Genomic DNA, 19,647 nt, shown 5'->3' on the forward strand with positions numbered 1-19,647 from the left:
CGCCAGGTGCCGTACGACGTGCTCGGCGTCGCGGCCGACGCCCTGGATCATCGACGAGGCCATCGCGTACTGGAAGAGCCGGCCGACGAAGTACAGGCCCGGCTGCGACTCCACCACCCCGCGCCGCTGGGCCGGTTCGCCGTCCGGGCAGAAGACGGGCAGGTGCCGCGCGTCATCGTCGTACCGGCCGCGAGGTCGGGGTCCGTGCCGGGGCGCGCCGTCTCGGGCAGGCGGTTCACCACCTCCAGCATCTGCGTGAACTCGCCCGCCCGGAAGTGCAGTTCGATCTCCAGCAGCACCAGGTACGCGCACTCCGGGCAACCCGGCTCGGTCGCCGCCAGCCGCCGCGCGCGGGCCAGCCAGGCCCCCGACTGCGCGAACTCACCACCCCACGCCAGCGCCTTGCACAGCCAGTACCCGCAGCGCAGCGCCCGCCCGACGGCCCCGGACTCGGCGTGCGCGGTGTAGGCGCGCCGCAGCAGCGCCACCGCGTCGTCGCAGTTGCCCAGCATGTCCGCGGCCTCGGCGAGCAACTCCAGGTCGGCACTCTCCAGCGGCCGCTCTGCGTCGGCCGCGCCCAGCGCTTCGTAGGCCTCGGTCCAGGCCAGCGCGCGGGCGGCCTCCCGCCCCCGTACGACTTGAGCGTCCCTGTCCATGGCGCCTCCGCTCACATTTCACCGCAAGCGGGGCACCCCTGTCAGCTCGGCGTCGGTTCCTTCTGTGCTGCCGGCTCCTTGCTCGCGGCCGTCGCCACGGCCAATTCGGCCCGCGGTCCCTGGAACAGGTAGGACAGCCCGAAGCCCGCGCCCACCACCGCCGCTCCGCCCGCCGCGTCCAGCACCCAGTGGTTGCCGGTGGCCACGATCGCCGAGACCGTGAAGAACGGGTGCAGCAGGCCGAGGGCCTTCATCCACCACTTGGGCGCGATGACGGCGATCACCACCCCGCACCACAACGCCCAGCCGAAGTGCAGCGAGGGCATCGCCGCGTACTGGTTGGTCAGCGCGGTCAGCGTGCCGTAGTCCGGCTTGGAGAAGTCCTGGACGCCGTGGACGGTGTCGATGACGCCGAGGCCGGGCAGCAGGCGCGGCGGGGCCAGCGGGTAGAGCCAGAAGCCGACCAGGGCCAGCAGCGTGGCGAAGCCCAGCGACGAGCGCGCCCAGCGGTAGTCGACCGGGCGGCGCCAGTACAAGACGGCGAGCACGGTCAGCGGGACGACGAAGTGGAAGGACTCGTAGTAGAAGTCGTAGAAGCCGCGCAGCCAGTCGACCTTGAACACGGCGTGGTTGACCCAGTGCTCGATGTCGATGTGCAGGAAGCGCTCGATGTCGAGGATCTGGTGGCCGTGGTGCTCGGCGCGCACCCGCCCGGCCGAGTTGGAGCCGCCGGTCGCCGCGAGCCTGACCTTCTGGTAGGCGGCGTAGGTGACGCGGATCAGCAGCAGTTCCAGCAGCAGGTTCGGGCGGGTCAGGACCCGGCGCAGGAACGGCAGCAGCGGGACGCGCTTCCAGCGCGCGGGCACCGGGGCGGCGTACTCGGTCGGGATCGGCGACTGGTAGTACGGCGAGGTCCGCGACAGGAACGGCACGGCGGTCGCCGCGAGGAGGGCGGCGAGCAGGACGATGTCGTCGCGCAGCGTGTACAGCGCCGACATGTTCGGCAGGATCATCTTCGCGGGCAGCGTCATCACCAGCACGACGGCCACCGGCCACACGTACCGGTCCGAGACCCGCCTGCCGACCCGCCCGACGACCGCGAGCAGCACCCACAGCAGTTGGTGCTGCCAGGTGGTCGGGGACACGGCGATCGCCGCGCAGCCGGTGATGGCGACGGCCAGGAGCAGCTGCCCGTCGCGCGCGTAGTGCACGGCGCGGCGCACGCCTAGGACGGCGACCGCGGTGCCGAGGGTGAAGAAGAGGGCGATCTCCAGCGGGCCGGTCAGGCCCAGCCGTAGCAGCCCGCCGTGCAGGGACTGGTTGGCGAGGTCGTCGGCCGGTCCGCCCAGGCCGGTGCCCGCCATGTGGTGCACCCAGTAGGCGTACGAGTCGTGCGGCATCGCGGCCCACGCGAGCGCGGTGCACGCGGCGGCGGCGACGGCGGTGGAGACGGCGGCCCGGCGGCGGCCGGTGAACCACAGCAGCGGCGCGAAGAGCAGGATCGTCGGCTGGAGGGCGGCGGCGACGCCGATGAGCAGGCCGCTGCTGCGCTCCCCGCGAACGATGAAGCAGCCGACCAGTACGAGCAGCACCGGCAGGATGCTGATCTGGCCGAGCCAGAGGGCGTTGCGCACGGGCAGGGAGAGCATCAGCAGGCTGACCGCCACCGGCGCGGCCAGCAGCGAGGTCCGTCTGCTCACCGGCTGCGGCAGCGCACGGCCCGCGACCAGCCCGAGAGCGACCACCAGCAGCAGCGTGCCGAAGGTCCAGCCCCAGCCGAGGGCCTGCTCGGCGGCGCGGGTGAGGGGCTTGAGGACGAGTCCGGCGAAGGGTGTGCCGGTGAACTGCGTGGAGTCGTAGAGCGACCCCTTCACATGCAAAACGCCGTTCGGGCCGACCCAGGTCTCCAGGTCCGTCAGCCGCTCGCCTCTCGGGGTGCTGAGGACGACGGCCACCTGACGCACGGCGAGGACCGCCGCGACCAGCCACAGACCCAGGCGCGCCACGCGCAGCCGGCCTCTGACGCCGCCGACGGCGGTCGCTCCGAAGGCTTTCGCCGGTCGCCCGCTGTGCTCCACGTTCGCCACGCCCCGTAGGCCTCCCGCCCCGCTTTTTCGTCCCCCTGGGAGAGACGCAGGCTACCCCTGCTTCACCTGGCGTCCGTCCTGCTTTTGTCGTAAAGACGATAGTGCGCCGGGGGGTAGGTTGCCCGCGCCGGACGCGAGAAGGATCACAGCGGACACTCGCGGAAGCTGATCGACACCTGGGCATACGAGCCTGTAGCGCGGTATTTCCGTGCACTGCGCAACGAGTTGTGTGCGACCCGTAAGGGCGACAAGTGCCTCTATGGTCGCTGTCCGGCCCGCCCGCCATCGCCGCCGAGCGGGCCGCGTCCTTGTCCCCGTCGAAAGGCAGGCGAGCGAAGTCTTGGCGAGCGCCACCGTCACCGTCCCACCCGCACGCACCACCCCCGCAGTCACCACCACCACCGACTCAGCCCTCGTCCGCCGCGCAGTGAAGGCGGCCGCGCTGGGCAACGCGATGGAGTGGTTCGACTTCGGTGTCTACAGCTACATCGCGGTGACGCTGGGCAAGGTCTTCTTCCCGTCGGGCAACCCCACCGCCCAGCTGCTGTCCACCTTCGGCGCCTTCGCCGCGGCCTTCCTGGTCCGCCCGCTCGGCGGCATGGTCTTCGGGCCGCTCGGCGACCGGGTCGGCCGCCAGAAGGTCCTCGCGGTGACCATGATCATGATGGCCGCGGGCACCTTCGCGATCGGCCTGATTCCGTCGTACGGCACCATCGGCGTGGGCGCGCCGCTGCTGCTGCTCCTGGCGCGGCTGGTGCAGGGCTTCTCGACCGGCGGCGAGTACGCGGGCGCGTCGACCTTCATCGCCGAGTACGCGCCGGACAAGAAGCGCGGGTTCCTCGGCAGCTGGCTGGAGTTCGGCACGCTGGCCGGCTACATCGGCGGGGCGGGGCTGGTCACCCTGATGACCGCGCTGCTGTCCTCGCACGACCTGGTGACCTGGGGCTGGCGCATCCCGTTCCTGATCGCGGGCCCGATGGGCATCGTCGGCCTGTATCTGCGGATGCGTCTTGAGGAGACGCCCGCGTTCGCGGCCGAGGTCGAGAAGGCGGAGTCGGCCCGGCCGAGGGTGCCGCTGCGCGAGATGATCACCGGGCAGTGGCGGGCGCTGCTGCTCTGCGTCGGCCTGGTCCTGGTCTTCAACGTCACCGACTACATGCTGCTGTCGTACATGCCGAGCTACCTGACCAGCGAGCTCCACTACGACGAGACGCACGGACTGCTGGTCGTGCTCGGCGTGATGGCGCTGATGATGATCGTCCAGCCCTTCGCCGGCGCGCTGACCGACCGGGTCGGCCGGCGCCCCGTGATCGCCGCGGGCTGCGCGGGCTTCCTGTTCCTCTCCGTCCCGGCGATCCTGCTGATCCGCCAGGGCAGCCTGGCCGCGGTCGCCCTCGGCATGGCCGCGCTCGGCCTGCTCCTGGTCTGCTTCACCGCCGCGATGCCGTCCGCCCTCCCGGCCCTGTTCCCCACCCGGGTCCGCTACGGCTCCCTCTCCATCGGCTTCAACGTCTCCGTCTCCCTCTTCGGCGGCACGACCCCCCTGGTCGTCACGGCTCTCATCGGCGCCACCGGCAACATGATGATGCCCGCGTACTACATGATGGCCGCGGCCGTCGTCGGCGGCATCGCGGTCTGGTTCATGACCGAATCCGCCGGCCGTCCGCTGCCGGGCTCGGCACCTTCGGTGGAGAAGTAGCCCCGCAGGCTCCGGCGGCGGCGAGCGATGGCGCCCACCACGGCCGCGCGACCGCTGCACGCGCCTGGACCGGACTCCGACCCATGACGGCGCGCATCACGACCAGCCGGCCGCCACACGGTTCGTGATCGAACCGGCCGACGGCCCCGCTGCCGGGCTCGGCACCTTCGCTGGAGAAGTAGCCCCGCAGGCTCCGGCGGCGGCGGGCGACGGAGCCCGCGACGGTGCCACGGCCGCCGGACGCGGCCCTTTGGTGGCGACGTAGCGCCCCGCGTGGTCCAACTCCCGCCCCACCCGCCGCAACCCGCCGAACAACACCCCGGAACCACCCCGGCCCCCCAAGCGTCTGAAGCCCCGTCCACGGCATTACGGAGGCTTTGAGGAATGGGCCGTTTCCTGCGGAAATGGGTGCACGCGCGTGTGCTGACGGTCGTGCTGGCGCTGCTCGGCATTCAGCTGGGCTCGCTGATCGCACCCGCGTACGCGTGTGGCTGCGGGGCCATGATTCCGGGGGCCCGGCAGCGGGTGGGGGTCGACCGGGAGGAGTCCGTCGTCCGGTGGGACGGGCGGCAGGAGCAGATCGTGATGAGCCTGACGGTCGACGGGGACGCCGACACGGCCGCGTGGATCATGCCCGTCCCGCACCGGGCGACCGTCAAGCTCGGCGACCCCGAGCTGTTCACCCAGCTCCGCACCGCCACCGCCCCCGTCCACCGGGACCGCTACCACTTCTGGCCGCAGGACGGCGACTGGCCGCTCGTCACCGGCGACGACTCCGGCGCCCCGCTCCCCGGCGCCGCCGCCCCGCAGGGCGTGGGCGTGGTCGGCCGGCAGAAGCTCGGCCCCTTCGACGTGGCCCGCCTGACCGCCACCGACCCGGCCGCCCTGGACACCTGGCTCGGCGCCCACGGCTTCGTCATGCCGCCCCGCCTCAAGGACGCCCTCCAGCCGTACGTGGACCAGCACTGGGAGTACGTCGCCGTCCGCCTCGCCCCCGACCGCGCGGGCGCCCCGCTCACCGGCACGCTCGACCCGCTCCACCTCACCTTCGCCGCCGGCAGCCCCGTCTACCCGATGCGCCTGTCCCGCCTCGCCCGCACACCGCAGTCCCTGGGCCTGTACGTCCTCGCCGCGCACCGCATGAGGACCAGCTCGGCGATCGGCGGCGAGCGCCCCCGCATCACCTACGCCGGGCGCGTCGGCACGAACTGGGGCCCCCTGTCCGAGCTCGCCAAGGGCGCGCCGTACCTCACCGCGATCGGCCAGGAGTTCCCCCGCCCGTCCTCGATCTCCGGCGACCACGAGCTGCGCCGGGCCTCCTCGGACACCCCCTTCGAGCAGGTCGTCTACGAGGACCACCTGCGCACGGTGGCCGGCATCCCGGCCTGGCTGCTGACCCTCGTGGGCACCCTCGCGGTCCTGGTGACAGCCGTGGCGGTGTTCGCCGTGCGCCGCTCCCGCCGCCCGCAACCGGCGCATACTGGGGCTCGTTAGGCCGGCTGATCAGGAGCCGTAGCGAGCCCTACGAAAGGCACAGGTGAATGAGCGAGTCGCAGCTGTGGCACGACGTGGACGACTACTTCACCACCCAGCTCTCGCCGAACGACGAGGCCCTCGACGCGGCCGTGCGCGACAGTGCGGCGGCCGGCCTCCCGCAGGTCGCCGTCACCGCCCCGCAGGGCAAGTTCCTGCAGCTCCTCGCCCGGATCCAGGGCGCCCGCACCATCCTGGAGATCGGCACCCTCGGCGGCTACAGCACGATCTGGATGGCCCGCGCGCTGCCCGAGGACGGCCGCCTGATCTCGCTGGAGTACAGCGCCCGGCACGCCGAGATCGCCACCCGCAACATCGCCCGCGCGGGCCTCGACCGGATCGCCGAGGTGCGCGTCGGCCCCGCCCTGGAGTCGCTGCCCAAGCTGGCCGACGAGAACCCCGCCCCCTTCGACCTGGTCTTCATCGACGCCGACAAGGCCAACAACCCGCACTACGTCGAGTGGGCGCTGCGCCTCACGCGCGCGGGCAGCCTGATCGTCGTCGACAACGTCGTACGGCACGGCCGGGTCGCCGACGCGGACAGCACCGACCCCGACGTCGTCGGCAGCCGCGCCGCCGTCGAACTGATCGCCCGCCACCCGAGGTTGAGCGGCACCGCCCTGCAGACGGTGGGCAGCAAGGGCCACGACGGCTTCGCGCTCGTACGCGTGCTGGCGTGACCCCGGCCGCCCGGACGCAGACCCGCGCCGCTCAGAACTCGTGGTAGAAGCCGATGTTGACGCTGCGCGGCGCGGTGCGGTCCTGCACGACGATCTCGCCGTTGCCGCCGCGGGGCAGTGCCACGGTCCCGCCGTAGACGAGAGGCTGGGCGTACTCCCCGACGACCAGGCGGACTTCGGAGGAGGGGTCGGGCTGCGAACCGCGCAGCCAGGTGACCTGCCAGGTGCCCTCCGGGCCGCACTGGAACTCCAGGTGGACCCGCGAGACGAACAGCCAGTCGTCGGGCGTCACCAGCCGGCACACGCCCTTGTCCCGGCCCACCCGCAGCACGGCACCGGGCTCGCTCGGCGCGTCGGCCATCAGCATGCCGGCCGTGGCCCCCTCTTCCCCGGAGACGGTGGCCATGGTCAGTTCGAGCACGCGCTGCTCCTCATGAAGTGTCGTGACACAGCGGCCGCATACTAGATCGCCCGAGCACATCCCGTCCGGCACAATGAAGTCATGACCGAGCGAAAGCCACCGGGCGTCCCGTTCGAGTCGTGGGTCGACAAGCAGATCCGTGACGCCGAGAGGCGCGGAGAGTTCGCCCGACTGCCCGGCGCGGGCAAGCCGTTGCCGGCCGACACCGCGTACGACGAACTGTGGTGGATCAAGGGCAAGATGGCCCGCGAGGGCCTCTCGGTGCTGCCGCCGAGTCTCGCCCTGCGCAAGGAGGCCGAGGACGCGCTCGAGGCGGCGTACGCGGCCTCCTCGGAGCGGATCGCACGGAAGATCATCACCGAAGTCAACGTCAAGATCCGCGACATGATGTTCAAGCCGCCGCCCGGCCCCCCGCTCGGGATGAAGCCCTACGACGTCGAAGAGGTCGTAGCGCGGTGGCGGGAGGGCCGGGCGTCGGCTGCGGACGAGTCGTCCGCGTAGGCGCGTTACCAGCCGTGGGTCAGCTGTGCAGGAGCCGATCGGCCAGCTCCCGGTAGTCCCGCAGGGCCAGCCGGAGCTGTTCGGTGTCGGAGTCCGTGGCCGTGTCCGCCCCGCCGTCCTGCCAGGACGTGCGCAGGGTGCGGCGGCGCCGGGTCAGCGCCTCCGTGAAGCGGCCGGCGATCTCCTCGACCACCTGGTCGGCCTCCTCGACGGCCTGCTTGGGGCTGTCGACGAACCCGGAGACGGCGTTGTGCAGCCGCAGTTCGAGCTTGTCGCACTCGTCGTGGGGCAGCAGGCCGGTCCCGGAGCCGGTGGGGCTCCTGCGCTCGGTGGTGCTCATGCGCTCCGCAGGGCTCATGGGCTCCGCGGAACCCTTGCGCTCCGTGGTTCCGGTGCGCCCGGGCTCGTCGAAGTCCGTCGTCGCCCTGGTGCCGGGAGCCGGCGCCTCGGGGTCGCTCACCTCGTGCGGTGTCGGTGTCACGATCCTGTCGTGGCCCGCCGGGGTCTCACGACCCGCGGGATCGCCCGCACCGCGCCCGGTCGTCGCGTCCGTCATGTCGATCAACTCCCCTTCGCGTGACGTCGGTTGAAGGACCAGGGCAGAGGGCTGCGGCTCTCGTCGCGGCCGTCCGTACGGTCCGCGGCCCGCGCCGGCGACTTCTCGGTCCGGTCGGTGCCGTCGTTCCTGCCCGTGTGGCGGCCCTCGGCGGTCAGTTCCTCGAACAGCGCGCGGCCCTCGACCATGGCCTCACGCATCTCCTCGGTGTCGGCCCGGTCGCCGTCCTGCCCGCTCGCGCTGACGCGTGCGACGCGGTGGACGTGCCGGTATCCGTGGACATGGTGGGCGTGGTGGACGGAGAGCGCGGCAAGCTGCTCCTCGTACTCACCGCCGTCCGGGAAGCCGCGCACGGCGGCCAGCTCCGACAGCAGCTGGTCCGCCTCGGCCACCGCCTCGCGCGGTGCGTCGACGAACCGCTCCTGCGCGGCCGCCCAGCGGGCCTCGAACTGCTCGCGCTGCGCCGGCTCCAGCGGCTGCTCACGCAGCGAGCCGTGCCGCTCCACCCGCCCGCCGAGCTCACGCTCGGCAGCCTTGGTGTCCCCGTCGTGCCGGGCCAGCGTCCGGTCGTACTCGGGACCGAAGCGCCGCTTGAGGTCCCGGCCACCGCGCGGGCCGCGGTTACGCATGCCGAGCACGGCCGCGACTACGATCACGGCCGCCACGATCACGATCAAAGCAATGATCAAGCCTGTGGACATGGATGCCTTCCGATTCGGGTCGGCTACATCGGCTGAGCCGGCCCGACGGGCCGGTCCACGTTCGAGTTGCCCCAATGGCCCCCCTCAAACAGCGAGGGTCCGGAGCCGATCCCTCCACCAGGGCGAACGGCCGATCGGTGCGGGGCCGAGCGGTGGGCCATATTCGGTTGCGGCCACTGGGCCACGCCTCCCGACAATGGCGGGCATGACCTGGACCGTCGCCCCCGAGCCCTACGACTCCCCCGCCGCCCTCGCGCTCTGGCGGGCCTACTACACCGAGGTCAGCGACCGCTGGTACCTGCTGCACGAGGGGCGGCGGACCGACCCGGACGAGCTGGAGCGGGAGATCGCCGCCCGCTCGGGGTCCGAACTGGCGCCGCCCACCGGGCAGTTGCTCGTCGCGCGATACGCGGGCGACCCGGCCGGCTGTGCGGGAGTGCGGCTGCTGGACGCGGCCACCGCCGAGCTGACCAGGGTGTTCGTGGACGAGGTGAGGCGCGGCAGGGGCGGCGCCCCGCTCCTGGTGCGGGCCGCCGAGGACGCCGCACGGGGCCTCGGCGCCGGGGAGATCGTCCTCGACACCCGCGGCGATCTCGTCGAGGCCCGCGCCCTGTACGCGCGGCTGGGCTACACCGAGACCGAGCCGCACAACGACGACGTCTACGCCGAGCACTGGTTCCGCAAGGACCTCACAGGACCTGTTCTGGAGCACCGCTGTGCGGCTGCTCACGATCCGAGCCGCACATCTCGTCGTTGAGCTCCGCGACCAGCCGGGTCAGGTCGGTGGGCCGGTCCGGGCCCCACCAGTCGCCGAGGAGTTCGGCCAGCGACTCCTCGCGCGCCTCGGAGAGCCGCTCGGCCGTGGCGTGGCCCTTGGCGGTGAGGACGAGATCCAGGCCCTCACGCCGGCCCAGGCGCCGCTCCTCGACCTGGCGGGCGGCGGCGATGATGACCTGCATCGGCAGCGAGGTCCGCTCGGCGAGCACGGCCGGCTCGGCCCAGCCGTACTTCTTGATCCGCAGCAGTAGCCAGCTCGACGCGGGCTGCAGGTCGTAGCCCGCCCGTTCGGTGATCTTCACGTAGATCTGCCGGCGGCCCTCGCGGGTGCCGAGCACGGACAGCGCCCGGCACACCTCGTCGGCGGAGGAGCGTTCGACCGGGTTGCTGGCGAGCGTCTCGGTGATGTCCGGCGCGGTGACCGAGCCGCGCAGCTTGTCCTCCTTGAGGAACCAGGCCAGCACGAAGCCGAGCAGCGCGACGGGGGCGGCGTACAGGAAGACGTCGGTGATGGACGACGCGTACGCGTGCAGGGCGGCCGGGCGCAGCGCGGGCGGCAGCGAACCGATGCCGCGCGGATCGGACTCGAGCGCGTCCGGCGAGACGCCGCCGGGCAGCCGGACGCCCTGGAAGGCCTCCGCCAGCTTGTCGCCGAGCCGGCTCGCGAAGACGGTGCCGAAGATGGCCACGCCGAACGAGGCGCCGATGGAGCGGAAGAAGGTCGCGCCCGAGGTGGCGACGCCGAGGTCCTCGTAGGAGACCGCGTTCTGCACGATGAGCACCAGCACCTGCATGACCAGGCCCAGGCCGAGGCCGAAGACGAAGAAGTCGACGCTCATCACGGCGGTGGAGCTGTTCTCGTCGAGCCGGTGCAGAAGCAGCAGCCCGATCGCGGTGACCCCCGTGCCGGCGATCGGGAACACCTTCCAGCGGCCGGTGCGGCTGACGATCTGCCCGGACGCGGTGGACGACAGCAGCATGCCGAAGACCATCGGCAGCATGTGCACGCCGGACATGGTCGGCGTGACGCCCTGGACGACCTGGAGGAACGTCGGCAGATAGGTCATCGCGCCGAACATGGCGAACCCGACGATGAAGCTGATGATCGCGGAGAGCGTGAAGGTGCGGATACGGAACAGCTTCAGCGGCAGTACGGGTTCGGCCGCCCGGCGCTCCACGGCGACGAACGCCACGCCCAGCACGACGCCGAGCACGATCAGACCGATGATCTGCGGCGAGCCCCAGCCCCAGGTCGTCCCGCCGAGCGAGGCGACCAGGATCAGGCAGGTGGCGACCGAGGCGATGAGCAGGGTGCCGAGGTAGTCGATGACGTGCTGCGTGGACTTGCGCGGGATGTGCAGGGCGGTCGCGATCACGGCGAGCGCGACGACACCGACGGGCAGGTTGACGTAGAAGACCCAGCGCCAGCTGAGGTGTTCGGTGAACAGGCCGCCGAGCAGCGGGCCGAGCACGCTCGTCGCGCCGAAGACGGCTCCGAACAGGCCCTGGTAGCGGCCGCGTTCACGGGGTGAGACGACGTCCCCGACGATCGCCATCGACAGCACGATCAGCCCGCCGCCGCCCAGGCCCTGCACCGCCCGGAACGCGATCAGCTCGGGCATGTTCTGCGCCATTCCGCACAGTGCCGAGCCGATCAGGAAGATCACGATCGCGGTCTGGAACAGCTTCTTGCGCCCGTACTGGTCGCCGAGCTTGCCCCACAGCGGTGTCGCGGCGGTCGAGGCCAGCAGATACGCGGTGACCACCCAGGACAGGTGCTCCAGGCCGCCGAGGTCGCTGACGATGGTGGGCAGCGCGGTCGACACGATCGTCTGGTCGAGGGCGGCGAGCAGCAGCCCGAGGAGCAGCGCGCCGATGGAGACGAGCACGTTCCTGGACACGTGTTCCTGGGCGGCGCTGCCCCGTTGCGGGGGCTCGACCGGGGGCTGTGCATCTCGCACACCACCCGTCATACCGTGCGCATCCCCGGCCATGAAGACCTCCCGAGGCTCTCGTTACACGTCCATGGTGATCGGTGTGACCGGTTATGGCCTGTCGAGTGCCCTTGGAACGCAATATTCCGGGGGCCGGTGGCAACGGCCGCTAAATGATCTGGATAACCTCTGGAGTTCGCGAGGGGAGCGTGTGAAGGGAGGGACGAACACGTGACAGACCCGACAGGTCACCAGTGCCCGGAGTGCGGTGCGCCCAGAGGGGCGGACAGCACTCCGTCCTGCGGCTGCACGCGGCGGGCGTCCGACGCCCTGCGCGACGCCCGCACCGCGGAGCAGGCCGCAGCCGAGGACTTCGATCCGCTGCGCATACGGCCGTACGTGGAGCTGGAGCACGACGAGGCCGGCCACTCGGCGACTCCCGCGGCCACCCCCGCGGTGGCGCCGGCCGAGGCGACGATGCCGCTGCGGGCCGTGTCCCCCGAGACACCGAGCCCCGCCGATCTGCGCCTGTTCGAGGGGGCGGGCCCCGAGGCCACGTACGCCGGCGCGGACGAGGCGGCGAAGCGGCCGCGCGGCAGACGCCGCACCGTACTGCTCGGCGCGGGCGGTGCCGTCGTCGCGGTGGTGGCGGCGGCCGGACTGGCGAGCGGGCTGTTCTCCTACGAGAAGCCGTCGCGCGACCACGCCCTCCCCGACGTACGGGCGAGCGTGCCGGACGCGTCCACGAGCCCTGCGTCCGAGCCCTCACCCGAGAACGCGACCTCGGCCCGGCAGTCCGCGCCGTCGTCCGGCACGCCGACGCCGACCGGCAGCACGAGCCCCTCGCTCTCCGCGCCCCCGTCCCCGGCGAGCTCCTCGCCGAGCCCGTCCGGATCGCCCTCCCCGAAGGCCACCGCGACAGCCAGCCTGGGCCCGTCCGACCGGCAGTCGACCGCGGCCCCCGTCCTGCGCCCCGGCTCACAGGGCGCGGAGGTGACAGAGCTCGAACTGCGCCTGACCCAGCTCGGCCTCTACACGAGAAAGGCCCAGGGCTACTACGACAAGTGGGTCGAGAGCGCGGTCAGCCGCTACCAGTGGGCCCGGGGAATCCAGGACGACGAGCAGGGCGTCTACGGCGCCGAGACGCGGTCACACCTGGAGTCGGAGACACGGGAGCCGTAAGAGCGCCGGTGGGCTGGTTTTCAGCCTGTCCGGGGGCGCAGCCCCCAGCACCACCGCGACCCACGACTACCGCACGTACAACTCGATCGTCCCGTCGGCGGCCGTCTCCACCCGCACCCGGGTGAGATCCGACACCACGACATCAGGCTCGTGCAGATCGGCGCGCGGCCCGACGCCGACCACCCGCATCCCCGCGGAGCGCCCCGCCTGGATCCCCGCCGCGGAGTCCTCGAAGACGATGCAGTCGGCCGGATCGACACCCAGTTCCGCGGCGCCCTTGAGAAACCCCTCGGGATCCGGCTTGCTCGCGCCGACCGACTCCGCGGTCACGCGCACCTCGGGCAGCGAAAGCCCGGCGGCAGCCATCCGTGCCGTGGCGAGCGCCGCGTCGGCCGAGGTGACCAGGGCGTGCGGGAGGCCGTGCAGGGAGGCCAGGAATCCGGACGCGCCGGGGATCTCGACGACGCCGTCCGTGTCGGCGGTCTCCTCGGCGAGCATGCGCGCGTTGTCCGCGAGGTTGTGCTCCATGGGGCGGTCGGGCAGCAGCAGCGCCATGGAGGCGTAGCCCTGACGTCCGTGCACCACTTTCATGACCTCGCCCGCGTGCAGACCGTGCCGCTCGGCCCAGCGCCGCCAGATGCGCTCGACGACGGCGTCGGAGTTCACGAGGGTGCCGTCCATGTCCAGCAGGAGGGCGCGGGCGGTGAGGACGGTGGGCACGGTGGTGACCGTCATCGGCAGCTCCAAGGCACAAAGGTGAGGGGTGCGCGGGTGGACCCCCGGAAAGACAAAGCGCCCCGCCCGCCGGTCAGGGAAAACGGGCGGGGACCACTTTGTTTCTCCACGGTACAAAACCTGGCCCGAATCCGCCACCGCTCCCGGCAACAGTTCACCCGCCGTTCAGCTCAGCCGGCCACGGCCTCCCACAGGCTCCACACGCCGAGCGCGATCATCAGCAGCGCCGCGATCTTGGTGATGAGGGCCAGCGGAACCCGCTTCATCAGGGCCTTTCCGCCGACGATCCCGAGACCGGCCACGGCCCACAGACCCAGCACCGCGCCGAGGCCGACGGAGAGCGGGTCGTCGTAACGGGCGGCCAGGTTCGCCGTCATGATCTGCGTCAGATCACCGAACTCGGCGACCAGGATGAGCATGAACCCGGCGCTCGCGACCTTCCAGAAGGTCTGGTTCTCGGGCTTGCGGACCTCTTCGTCGTCCTCGTCCTTCTTCAGCAGCAGCACCGCGGCGCCGCCCAGGAAAAGGATGCCCGTCACCGCGTGCACGATCTGCTGCGGCAGCAGCGTCAGCACGCTGCCGGCCGCGACGGCCAGCACCACATGCACCAGGAAGGCCGCGGCGACGCCGGCGAAGACGTACGAGGCGCGATAACGGGTGCCGAGCACGAGCCCGGCGAGGGCGGTCTTGTCCGGCAGCTCGGCCAGGAAGATCACGCCGAACACGAGCGCGGTGACGGTGATGCTGATCAAGATTCCTCAATCGGTCGGGGCTGCCCCACCGAGAGTGCGTGATCGCGATAGACACCTCGGCACGGCAGCACACACGGATGTGTACTGCTCTGCCGAAGGTCTCGCTGGCCGGCCCCTGATCAGGACCTGCCTCCGGGCGCCGGCTCAGACGAGCTGAGCAGTGTGTCGACGGTCCGGCGAAGAGCTACTCCCCTTCTGCGCCGTCCATGGTACGCGACAGAAGTTCGAACCTGAACCTTGTCGTGTCATGCACACGTCACTAGCTTCTAACCGAACACACACTCTCCCGCAACGCGGCGCGGCGAGCATTCCCTCGCCCGCCCGCCAAACACCCCCACACAGCAAGGGAGTTCGGATGTCGAAATTCTACGCGCGTCGACGGCTCAGCATACTCGCCGCGCTCACCGGAATGGTGGCCTCCGTCGGCCTTTTCAACGGCCCGACCGCCTCCGCCGCCCTGCCCACCCCGGTGAGCGCCGCCACCGCCCGCACCTACCTCGCCTCCCTCACCGTGGCCGCCGAGAACCGCACCGGCTACAACCGCGACCTCTTCCCGACCTGGGACACGATCAGCGGCACCTGCAACACCCGCGAGTGGATCCTCAAGCGGGACGGCACGAACGTCGTCACCAACTCCGCCTGCACCGCCACCAGCGGCAGCTGGTACTCCCCCTACGACGGAGCGACCTGGACCGCCGCCTCGGACGTAGACATCGACCACCTCGTCCCGCTCGCCGAGGCCTGGGACTCCGGGGCCGGCAAGTGGACCACGGCCCAGCGCGAGGCCCTCGCCAACGACGTCACCCGCCCGCAGCTCCTCGCCGTCACGGACAACGTCAACCAGTCCAAGGGCGACCAGGACCCCTCCACCTGGGTCCCGTCCCGGTCCGCGTACGTCTGCACCTACGTCCGCGCCTGGGTCCAGGTGAAGTACTACTACAAGCTCTCGGTCGACTCCGCCGAGAAGACGGCACTCACGAACTACCTGTCGTCCTGCTGATCGTTACGCACCGGACCTCCCCGCCCGCCTCCGTCGTTCCGTACCGTACGGGTCGACGGAGGAGAGTGATCACGTGGTCGAACTGCGCCTGGGTCCACTGCTGAGGTACGCCGACGGCTCGTCCGCGACCGTCTGGGTCGAGGCGAGCCGTCCGTGCACCGCCGAGGTGCGCTGCGCGGACGGCGCCCGCGGCGAGGCCCGCACCTTCCAGGTGGCGGGCCATCACTACGCGCTGGTGCCGGTCACCGGGCTGACCCCGGGCACGACCACGCCGTACGAGGTGTTCCTGGACGGCACCCGCGTGTGGCCGCTGCCGGACTCCGCCTTCCCACCCTCCGTCATCCGGACCTCCCTCGAAGGCGGCGACCTCCACGTATCCTTCGGCTCCTGCCGCTGGGCCGCACCGGACGCCGACGTGCACGACCCCGTCGGCCCGGACGCCCTGGACACGCTCGCCGGGCGCGTCGCGGCCGACCCGGACGGCGAACGCCCGGACGTACTCCTGCTGCTGGGCGACCAGGTGTACGCCGACGAGACGTCCGAGGAGACCCGGCGCTGGCTCGCCGCACGGCGCGACCTGAGCGACCCGCCGGGCAGCGAGGTCGCGGACTACGAGGAGTACACCCGGCTCTACTACGAATCCTGGCTCGACCCCGAGATCCGCTGGCTACTGTCCACCGTGCCGAGCTGCATGATCTTCGACGACCACGACGTCATCGACGACTGGAACACCTCCGCCGCCTGGCTCAAGGACATGCGGGCCACGCCGTGGTGGCGGGAGCGGATCCTGAGCGGCCTGATGTCGTACTGGGTCTACCAGCATCTCGGAAACCTCTCACCGGCCGAACTCGCCACCGACCCCCTCTACGCGACGGTGCGGGAAAGCCCCGACGCCACCGACCAGCTGCGCACCTTCGCCTGCAAGGCGGACGCCGACTCCGCCTCCGTGCGCTGGAGCTACCGGCGCGACTTCGGCCGCGTACGGCTGCTGATGGTGGACAGCCGGGCGGCCCGCGTCCTGAAGGAGGACGCGCGCTCGATGCTCGACCCGGGCGAGGAGGCCTGGCTGCGCGAGCAGACGCTGGACGAGCGCGGTTCCTACGACCACCTCCTCGTCGGCACCTCCCTGCCCTGGCTGCTGCCGCACCTGGTGCACGACGCCGAGGCGTGGGACGCGGCCCTGTCCCGCGGGGAGCGCGGGGCGCGCTGGGCGCGGTTCGGGGAGAAACTGCGGCGCAAGGCCGACCTGGAGCACTGGGCCGCCTTCCCGTCCTCCTTCACCGCACTGGCCGACCTGTTCGCCGAGGCGGGTTCCGGGCCCGAGGCGCCGGCGAGCGTGCTGGTCCTGTCCGGAGACGTCCATCACGCGTACATGGCCGAGCCGACGTGGCCGGACGGCGGCCCGGACGCCCGCGTCCTCCAGCTGACCTGCTCCCCCGTCCACAACTCCGTGCCCGGATACATACGTTGGGGCTTCCGCTTCGGCTGGAGCGCGCCCGCCCGCGCCCTCGGCCGACGCTTCGCCCGGCACGGCCGGTGCGAGAAGCCGCCGGTCAAGTGGCGCAAGAAGGGCGGCCCTTGGTTCGGCAACCAGCTCATGACGCTGACGCTGAGGGGCCGTTCGGCACGGCTACGGCTGGAGCAGGCACGGGGGAACGGGGTGCTGGAGACGGTGGAGGACACGACGCTGACGTCGGGATGAGGCACCCGGGCGCGCCCGCGGTCACAATCGTGAACGACCTGTGCCGATCACACGCGCCCCCCATGAATCTCCTGCCACACTCCGGGCGTACGCTGTATGGCTGTCATGGCCGCCCCCGCCGCTCCCTCGCGACGTCGCGGCACGGGTCCGGCCACGGGGGAATCACGGGGAGTATGCGGTGCTGGAGAGTGTGGAGTCGCTGACCGGCGGCCCCTGGATCTACGCGATGGTCGCGTTGTCGGTCCTGCTCGACGTGTTCCTGCCGGTCCTGCCGAGCGGGGTACTGGTGATCACGGCGGCCACGGCGGCAGCCGCCGGCTCGGCGACCGGCAAGGTGCCGCACGCGGTCCCCGACATCCTGGCGCTGACGTCCTGCGCGGCCGTCGCCTCCGTCCTCGGTGACCTGGTGGCCTACCGGCTGGCCTGGCGCGGCGGCGAACGCCTGGACCGCGCGATCGCCCGCTCACGCCGGCTGACCGGCGCGCAGGAACGTCTCGGCGCGGCACTCGCCCGCGGCGGCGGCGCCCTGGTCATCCTCGCCCGCTTCGCCCCGGCCGGCCGCTCGGTCGTCTCCCTCGGCGCCGGAGCCGCCCACCGCCGAGTCCGCGACTTCCTCCCCTGGTCCGCCCTGGCCGGCCTGACCTGGGCCATCTACAGCGTCGCCCTCGGCTACTACGGCGGCCAGTGGCTCGGCACGACCTGGCTGGCCACGGCCGTATCGGTCCTGGCCCTGTTCGGCGCGGGCGCGGGCGCGGCCTTCGTAATGCGCCGCCCGACAAAGGCCTGACGGCGCGGGTACGGGACACGCGCGGGCGCGGGCACGGCCTCCGTCATACGCCGCCCGGCAAAGGCCTCACGGCGGGGGGTCCGGGACACGCGCGGGCGCGGGCACGGCCTCCGTCATACGCCGCCCGGCGAGGGCCTGACGGCGGAGGTCCGGGGGCACGCGGGCGCGGGCGCGCCCTTCGTCATGCGCCGCCCGGCGAAGGCCTGACGGCGGGGGTCCGGGGCACGCGCGGGCCCGTGCACGGGCTCACCGGCCGTCGCGACCGGCACCACCTTGCGCGGCGCGGCGACCGCGAGGTCGGGCCCGGTTCGAACTGGCGCGCAGCAGCAGCCGGCCTGGCGGGCCCCGAACACAGACATCCTCCAGCCCAGCACCACCTGCCCGACCCTGCGCCCGCGAAGGCGCGCCCCGGCCAGCCTCTCCGCGCGCGGCGGCGGTCAGTCCGACGGGGCAGGCCCCGGGGCCCGCACGACCCATCAGCCGCGAGGCCCCGCCCACCGGCCGCCGACACTCAGCTCCGGCGCCACCCGCGACGCACCCGCGAGATCACGCCCCCGGACGACCCGGGCACACGGCAGCAGGGAGCGGGCAGCCCGGCGGCCACACGCACAGGCCCGCAGCAGCCGCCCGCCGGGCCCTGCGCCAGCCGCCCGCCGGGCCCCGCCCTCAGGCCCGTACCTTCTGGCCCCGTACCTCCAGACCCGCCAGCAACTCGGCGGTCGCCTCCGCTATCGCGGTGACCGCCTGGTCGAAGACCTCCTGGTTGTGGGCGGCGGGAGCCCGGAAGCCGGAGACCTTGCGGACGTACTGGAGCGCGGCAGCCCTGATGTCTTCCTCCGTCGCCTCTTCGGGCAACGCGGGCGGGCGAAGTGTCTTGATGCTTCGGCACATGAGACAAGTCTCGCCCAACTCCCGCGCGGCTGCGATGATCCTTTGCCAGGCGGCCACCGATCGGGGCCGACCGACGGAGGGACATACGAATCATGGCGAACGAAGAACTCACAGTGGCCGTCCTCGGCCCCGGCGGCATCGGCGGTCTGCTCGCGGCACTCCTGGCCCGTGCCGGACACCGGGTGATCTGCCTGGCCGGCGAAGAAACCGCCAAGACGCTCACCACGGACGGGATCCAGGTCCGCAGCGGACCGTTCGGCGACTTCACGGCGCGCGTCGAGGCCGACACCGTGCTGCGCGAACCGGTCGACGCATGCCTGATCGCGGTCAAGCACACCAGCCTCGACGCCGCCCTGGACCGCGTCCCGCCCACGGCGATCGGCGACGGACTCGTCGTCCCGTTCCTGAACGGCGTCGAACACCCGGCGGCCCTGCGCGCCCGCTACCGCCCCGACCGCGTCGCCCCGGCCGTCATCCGCGTCGAGTCGACCCGCGTCGCCCCGGGCGTGATCGAACACGGCAGCCCCTTCGCCGAGATCGACCTCACGGGAGAAGGGGTCGAGCGGGAACGGCTCCACGCACTCGCACACACCCTGGACGCCGCCGGCCCGACCACCCGCGTCCTCGACGACGAGACCGCCGCACTGTGGGCGAAGATGTCGTTCCTCGCCCCTTTCGCCCTCCTCACCACCCGCCACGCCCTCCCCCTGGGCGACGTACGCACACAGCATCGCGACGAGCTCACGGCCCTCGTCGCCGAGACGGCCGCCGTCAGCCGCGCGTCCGGCGGCCCGGGCGACCCCGACCAGGCCATGGCCCGCTACGACGCCTTCCCGCCGCAGACCAAGTCCTCTATGCAGCGCGACGCCGAGTCCGGCCGCCCCCTCGAACTGGACGCGATCGGCGGCGCGTTGCTCCGCGCGGCAGAGCGCCACGGCATCGACGTACCGGTGGCGAGCCGGGTGGTGCGGGAGCTGAAGGACGGCACCCGCGGCTGATGTCGAGAACGGCCCGGCGGCTCCGTCCCAGGGACGGACGCGGCCGCCGCGGCCC

Annotated in this window: 19 protein-coding genes; 10 read left to right on the forward strand and 9 right to left on the reverse strand. The window is 72.1% G+C overall.

All coding sequences use genetic code 11. From position 1 onward, the window contains the following. Positions 1–47: 47 nt before the first annotated feature. On the reverse strand, positions 48–656 hold the full coding sequence (locus ACGFYN_RS34720) for a hypothetical protein (RefSeq protein WP_393869911.1): 609 nt from the start codon (positions 654–656) through the stop codon (positions 48–50). Positions 657–697: 41 nt separating this feature from the next. After that, a complete protein-coding gene (locus tag ACGFYN_RS34725; protein ID WP_393869912.1) occupies positions 698–2,743 on the reverse strand; it encodes a bifunctional glycosyltransferase 87/phosphatase PAP2 family protein in 2,046 nt (681 codons plus the stop codon). 340 nt (positions 2,744–3,083) lie between these two features. Here ACGFYN_RS34725 and proP point away from each other — a divergent pair, with 340 nt between their 5' ends. The 3 genes from proP (at position 3,084) to ACGFYN_RS34740 (ending at position 6,655) form a co-directional block, all read left to right on the forward strand. Then, entirely contained in the window at positions 3,084–4,442 is a 1,359-nt protein-coding gene (proP, locus tag ACGFYN_RS34730) for a glycine betaine/L-proline transporter ProP (protein WP_393869913.1), read from the forward strand. Positions 4,443–4,826: 384 nt separating this feature from the next. Beyond that, positions 4,827–5,936, forward strand: coding sequence for a DUF2330 domain-containing protein (locus ACGFYN_RS34735; RefSeq protein WP_393869914.1), 1,110 nt, complete (start codon positions 4,827–4,829; stop codon positions 5,934–5,936). 47 nt (positions 5,937–5,983) lie between these two features. After that, positions 5,984–6,655, forward strand: a complete 672-nt coding sequence (locus ACGFYN_RS34740) for an O-methyltransferase (protein ID WP_393869915.1) — start codon at positions 5,984–5,986, stop codon at positions 6,653–6,655. Positions 6,656–6,686: 31 nt separating this feature from the next. On the opposite strand, the gene ACGFYN_RS34745 is transcribed toward ACGFYN_RS34740, so the two are convergent. Next, positions 6,687–7,076 carry a hypothetical protein gene (locus tag ACGFYN_RS34745; RefSeq protein ID WP_393869916.1) on the reverse strand — a complete coding sequence of 130 codons (390 nt, stop codon included), beginning with the start codon at positions 7,074–7,076 and terminating at the stop codon, positions 6,687–6,689. Between the two features lie 81 nt (positions 7,077–7,157). Between ACGFYN_RS34745 and ACGFYN_RS34750 the strand changes: the two genes are divergently transcribed. Beyond that, on the forward strand, positions 7,158–7,577 hold the full coding sequence (locus ACGFYN_RS34750; protein ID WP_393869917.1) for a DUF1992 domain-containing protein: 420 nt from the start codon (positions 7,158–7,160) through the stop codon (positions 7,575–7,577). A gap of 19 nt (positions 7,578–7,596) precedes the next feature. Here the strand turns inward: ACGFYN_RS34750 and ACGFYN_RS34755 are convergent, their stop codons facing one another. Both ACGFYN_RS34755 and ACGFYN_RS34760 read right to left on the reverse strand, forming a co-directional pair. Continuing rightward, the gene (locus tag ACGFYN_RS34755) at positions 7,597–8,133 is read right to left on the reverse strand and encodes a hypothetical protein (protein WP_393869918.1); all 537 of its coding nucleotides are present in this window, start codon (positions 8,131–8,133) and stop codon (positions 7,597–7,599) included. 5 nt (positions 8,134–8,138) lie between these two features. Next, entirely contained in the window at positions 8,139–8,834 is a 696-nt protein-coding gene (locus tag ACGFYN_RS34760; protein WP_393869919.1) for a hypothetical protein, read from the reverse strand. Between the two features lie 196 nt (positions 8,835–9,030). Between ACGFYN_RS34760 and ACGFYN_RS34765 the strand changes: the two genes are divergently transcribed. Continuing rightward, a complete protein-coding gene (locus ACGFYN_RS34765) occupies positions 9,031–9,591 on the forward strand; it encodes a GNAT family N-acetyltransferase (protein ID WP_393869920.1) in 561 nt (186 codons plus the stop codon). Here the strand turns inward: ACGFYN_RS34765 and ACGFYN_RS34770 are convergent. Further along, positions 9,524–11,605 carry a DHA2 family efflux MFS transporter permease subunit gene (locus tag ACGFYN_RS34770; protein WP_393869921.1) on the reverse strand — a complete coding sequence of 694 codons (2,082 nt, stop codon included), beginning with the start codon at positions 11,603–11,605 and terminating at the stop codon, positions 9,524–9,526. The two genes, ACGFYN_RS34765 and ACGFYN_RS34770, sit on opposite strands and share 68 nt — an antisense overlap. A gap of 171 nt (positions 11,606–11,776) precedes the next feature. Between ACGFYN_RS34770 and ACGFYN_RS34775 the strand changes: the two genes are divergently transcribed. Beyond that, complete coding sequence (locus ACGFYN_RS34775) at positions 11,777–12,727, forward strand: peptidoglycan-binding domain-containing protein (protein ID WP_393869922.1); 951 nt, start codon at positions 11,777–11,779, stop codon at positions 12,725–12,727. A gap of 66 nt (positions 12,728–12,793) precedes the next feature. Here the strand turns inward: ACGFYN_RS34775 and ACGFYN_RS34780 are convergent, their stop codons facing one another. Next, the gene (locus tag ACGFYN_RS34780) at positions 12,794–13,462 is read right to left on the reverse strand and encodes an HAD-IA family hydrolase (RefSeq protein WP_393869923.1); all 669 of its coding nucleotides are present in this window, start codon (positions 13,460–13,462) and stop codon (positions 12,794–12,796) included. Positions 13,463–13,632: 170 nt separating this feature from the next. After that, complete coding sequence (locus tag ACGFYN_RS34785) at positions 13,633–14,214, reverse strand: TMEM165/GDT1 family protein (RefSeq protein WP_393869924.1); 582 nt, start codon at positions 14,212–14,214, stop codon at positions 13,633–13,635. 355 nt (positions 14,215–14,569) lie between these two features. Between ACGFYN_RS34785 and ACGFYN_RS34790 the strand changes: the two genes are divergently transcribed. The 3 genes from ACGFYN_RS34790 (at position 14,570) to ACGFYN_RS34800 (ending at position 17,703) form a co-directional block, all read left to right on the forward strand. Then, positions 14,570–15,214, forward strand: a complete 645-nt coding sequence (locus tag ACGFYN_RS34790) for an HNH endonuclease family protein (protein WP_393869925.1) — start codon at positions 14,570–14,572, stop codon at positions 15,212–15,214. A 73-nt stretch (positions 15,215–15,287) separates the two neighbouring features. Continuing rightward, entirely contained in the window at positions 15,288–16,916 is a 1,629-nt protein-coding gene (locus tag ACGFYN_RS34795) for an alkaline phosphatase D family protein (RefSeq protein ID WP_393869926.1), read from the forward strand. A gap of 178 nt (positions 16,917–17,094) precedes the next feature. Continuing rightward, positions 17,095–17,703, forward strand: a complete 609-nt coding sequence (locus ACGFYN_RS34800) for a DedA family protein (protein ID WP_393869927.1) — start codon at positions 17,095–17,097, stop codon at positions 17,701–17,703. A 666-nt stretch (positions 17,704–18,369) separates the two neighbouring features. On the opposite strand, the gene ACGFYN_RS34805 is transcribed toward ACGFYN_RS34800, so the two are convergent. Next, positions 18,370–18,594 (reverse strand): DUF2277 domain-containing protein, encoded by a 225-nt coding sequence (locus ACGFYN_RS34805; RefSeq protein ID WP_393869928.1) that lies wholly within the window; start codon positions 18,592–18,594, stop codon positions 18,370–18,372. Between the two features lie 92 nt (positions 18,595–18,686). On the opposite strand from ACGFYN_RS34805, the gene ACGFYN_RS34810 reads away from it, so the two are divergent. After that, the gene (locus tag ACGFYN_RS34810) at positions 18,687–19,592 is read left to right on the forward strand and encodes a ketopantoate reductase family protein (protein WP_393869929.1); all 906 of its coding nucleotides are present in this window, start codon (positions 18,687–18,689) and stop codon (positions 19,590–19,592) included. The last annotated feature ends 55 nt before the right edge of the window (positions 19,593–19,647 follow it).

This window comes from Streptomyces sp. NPDC048419 (assembly GCF_043200415.1).
GTDB lineage: Bacteria > Actinomycetota > Actinomycetes > Streptomycetales > Streptomycetaceae > Streptomyces.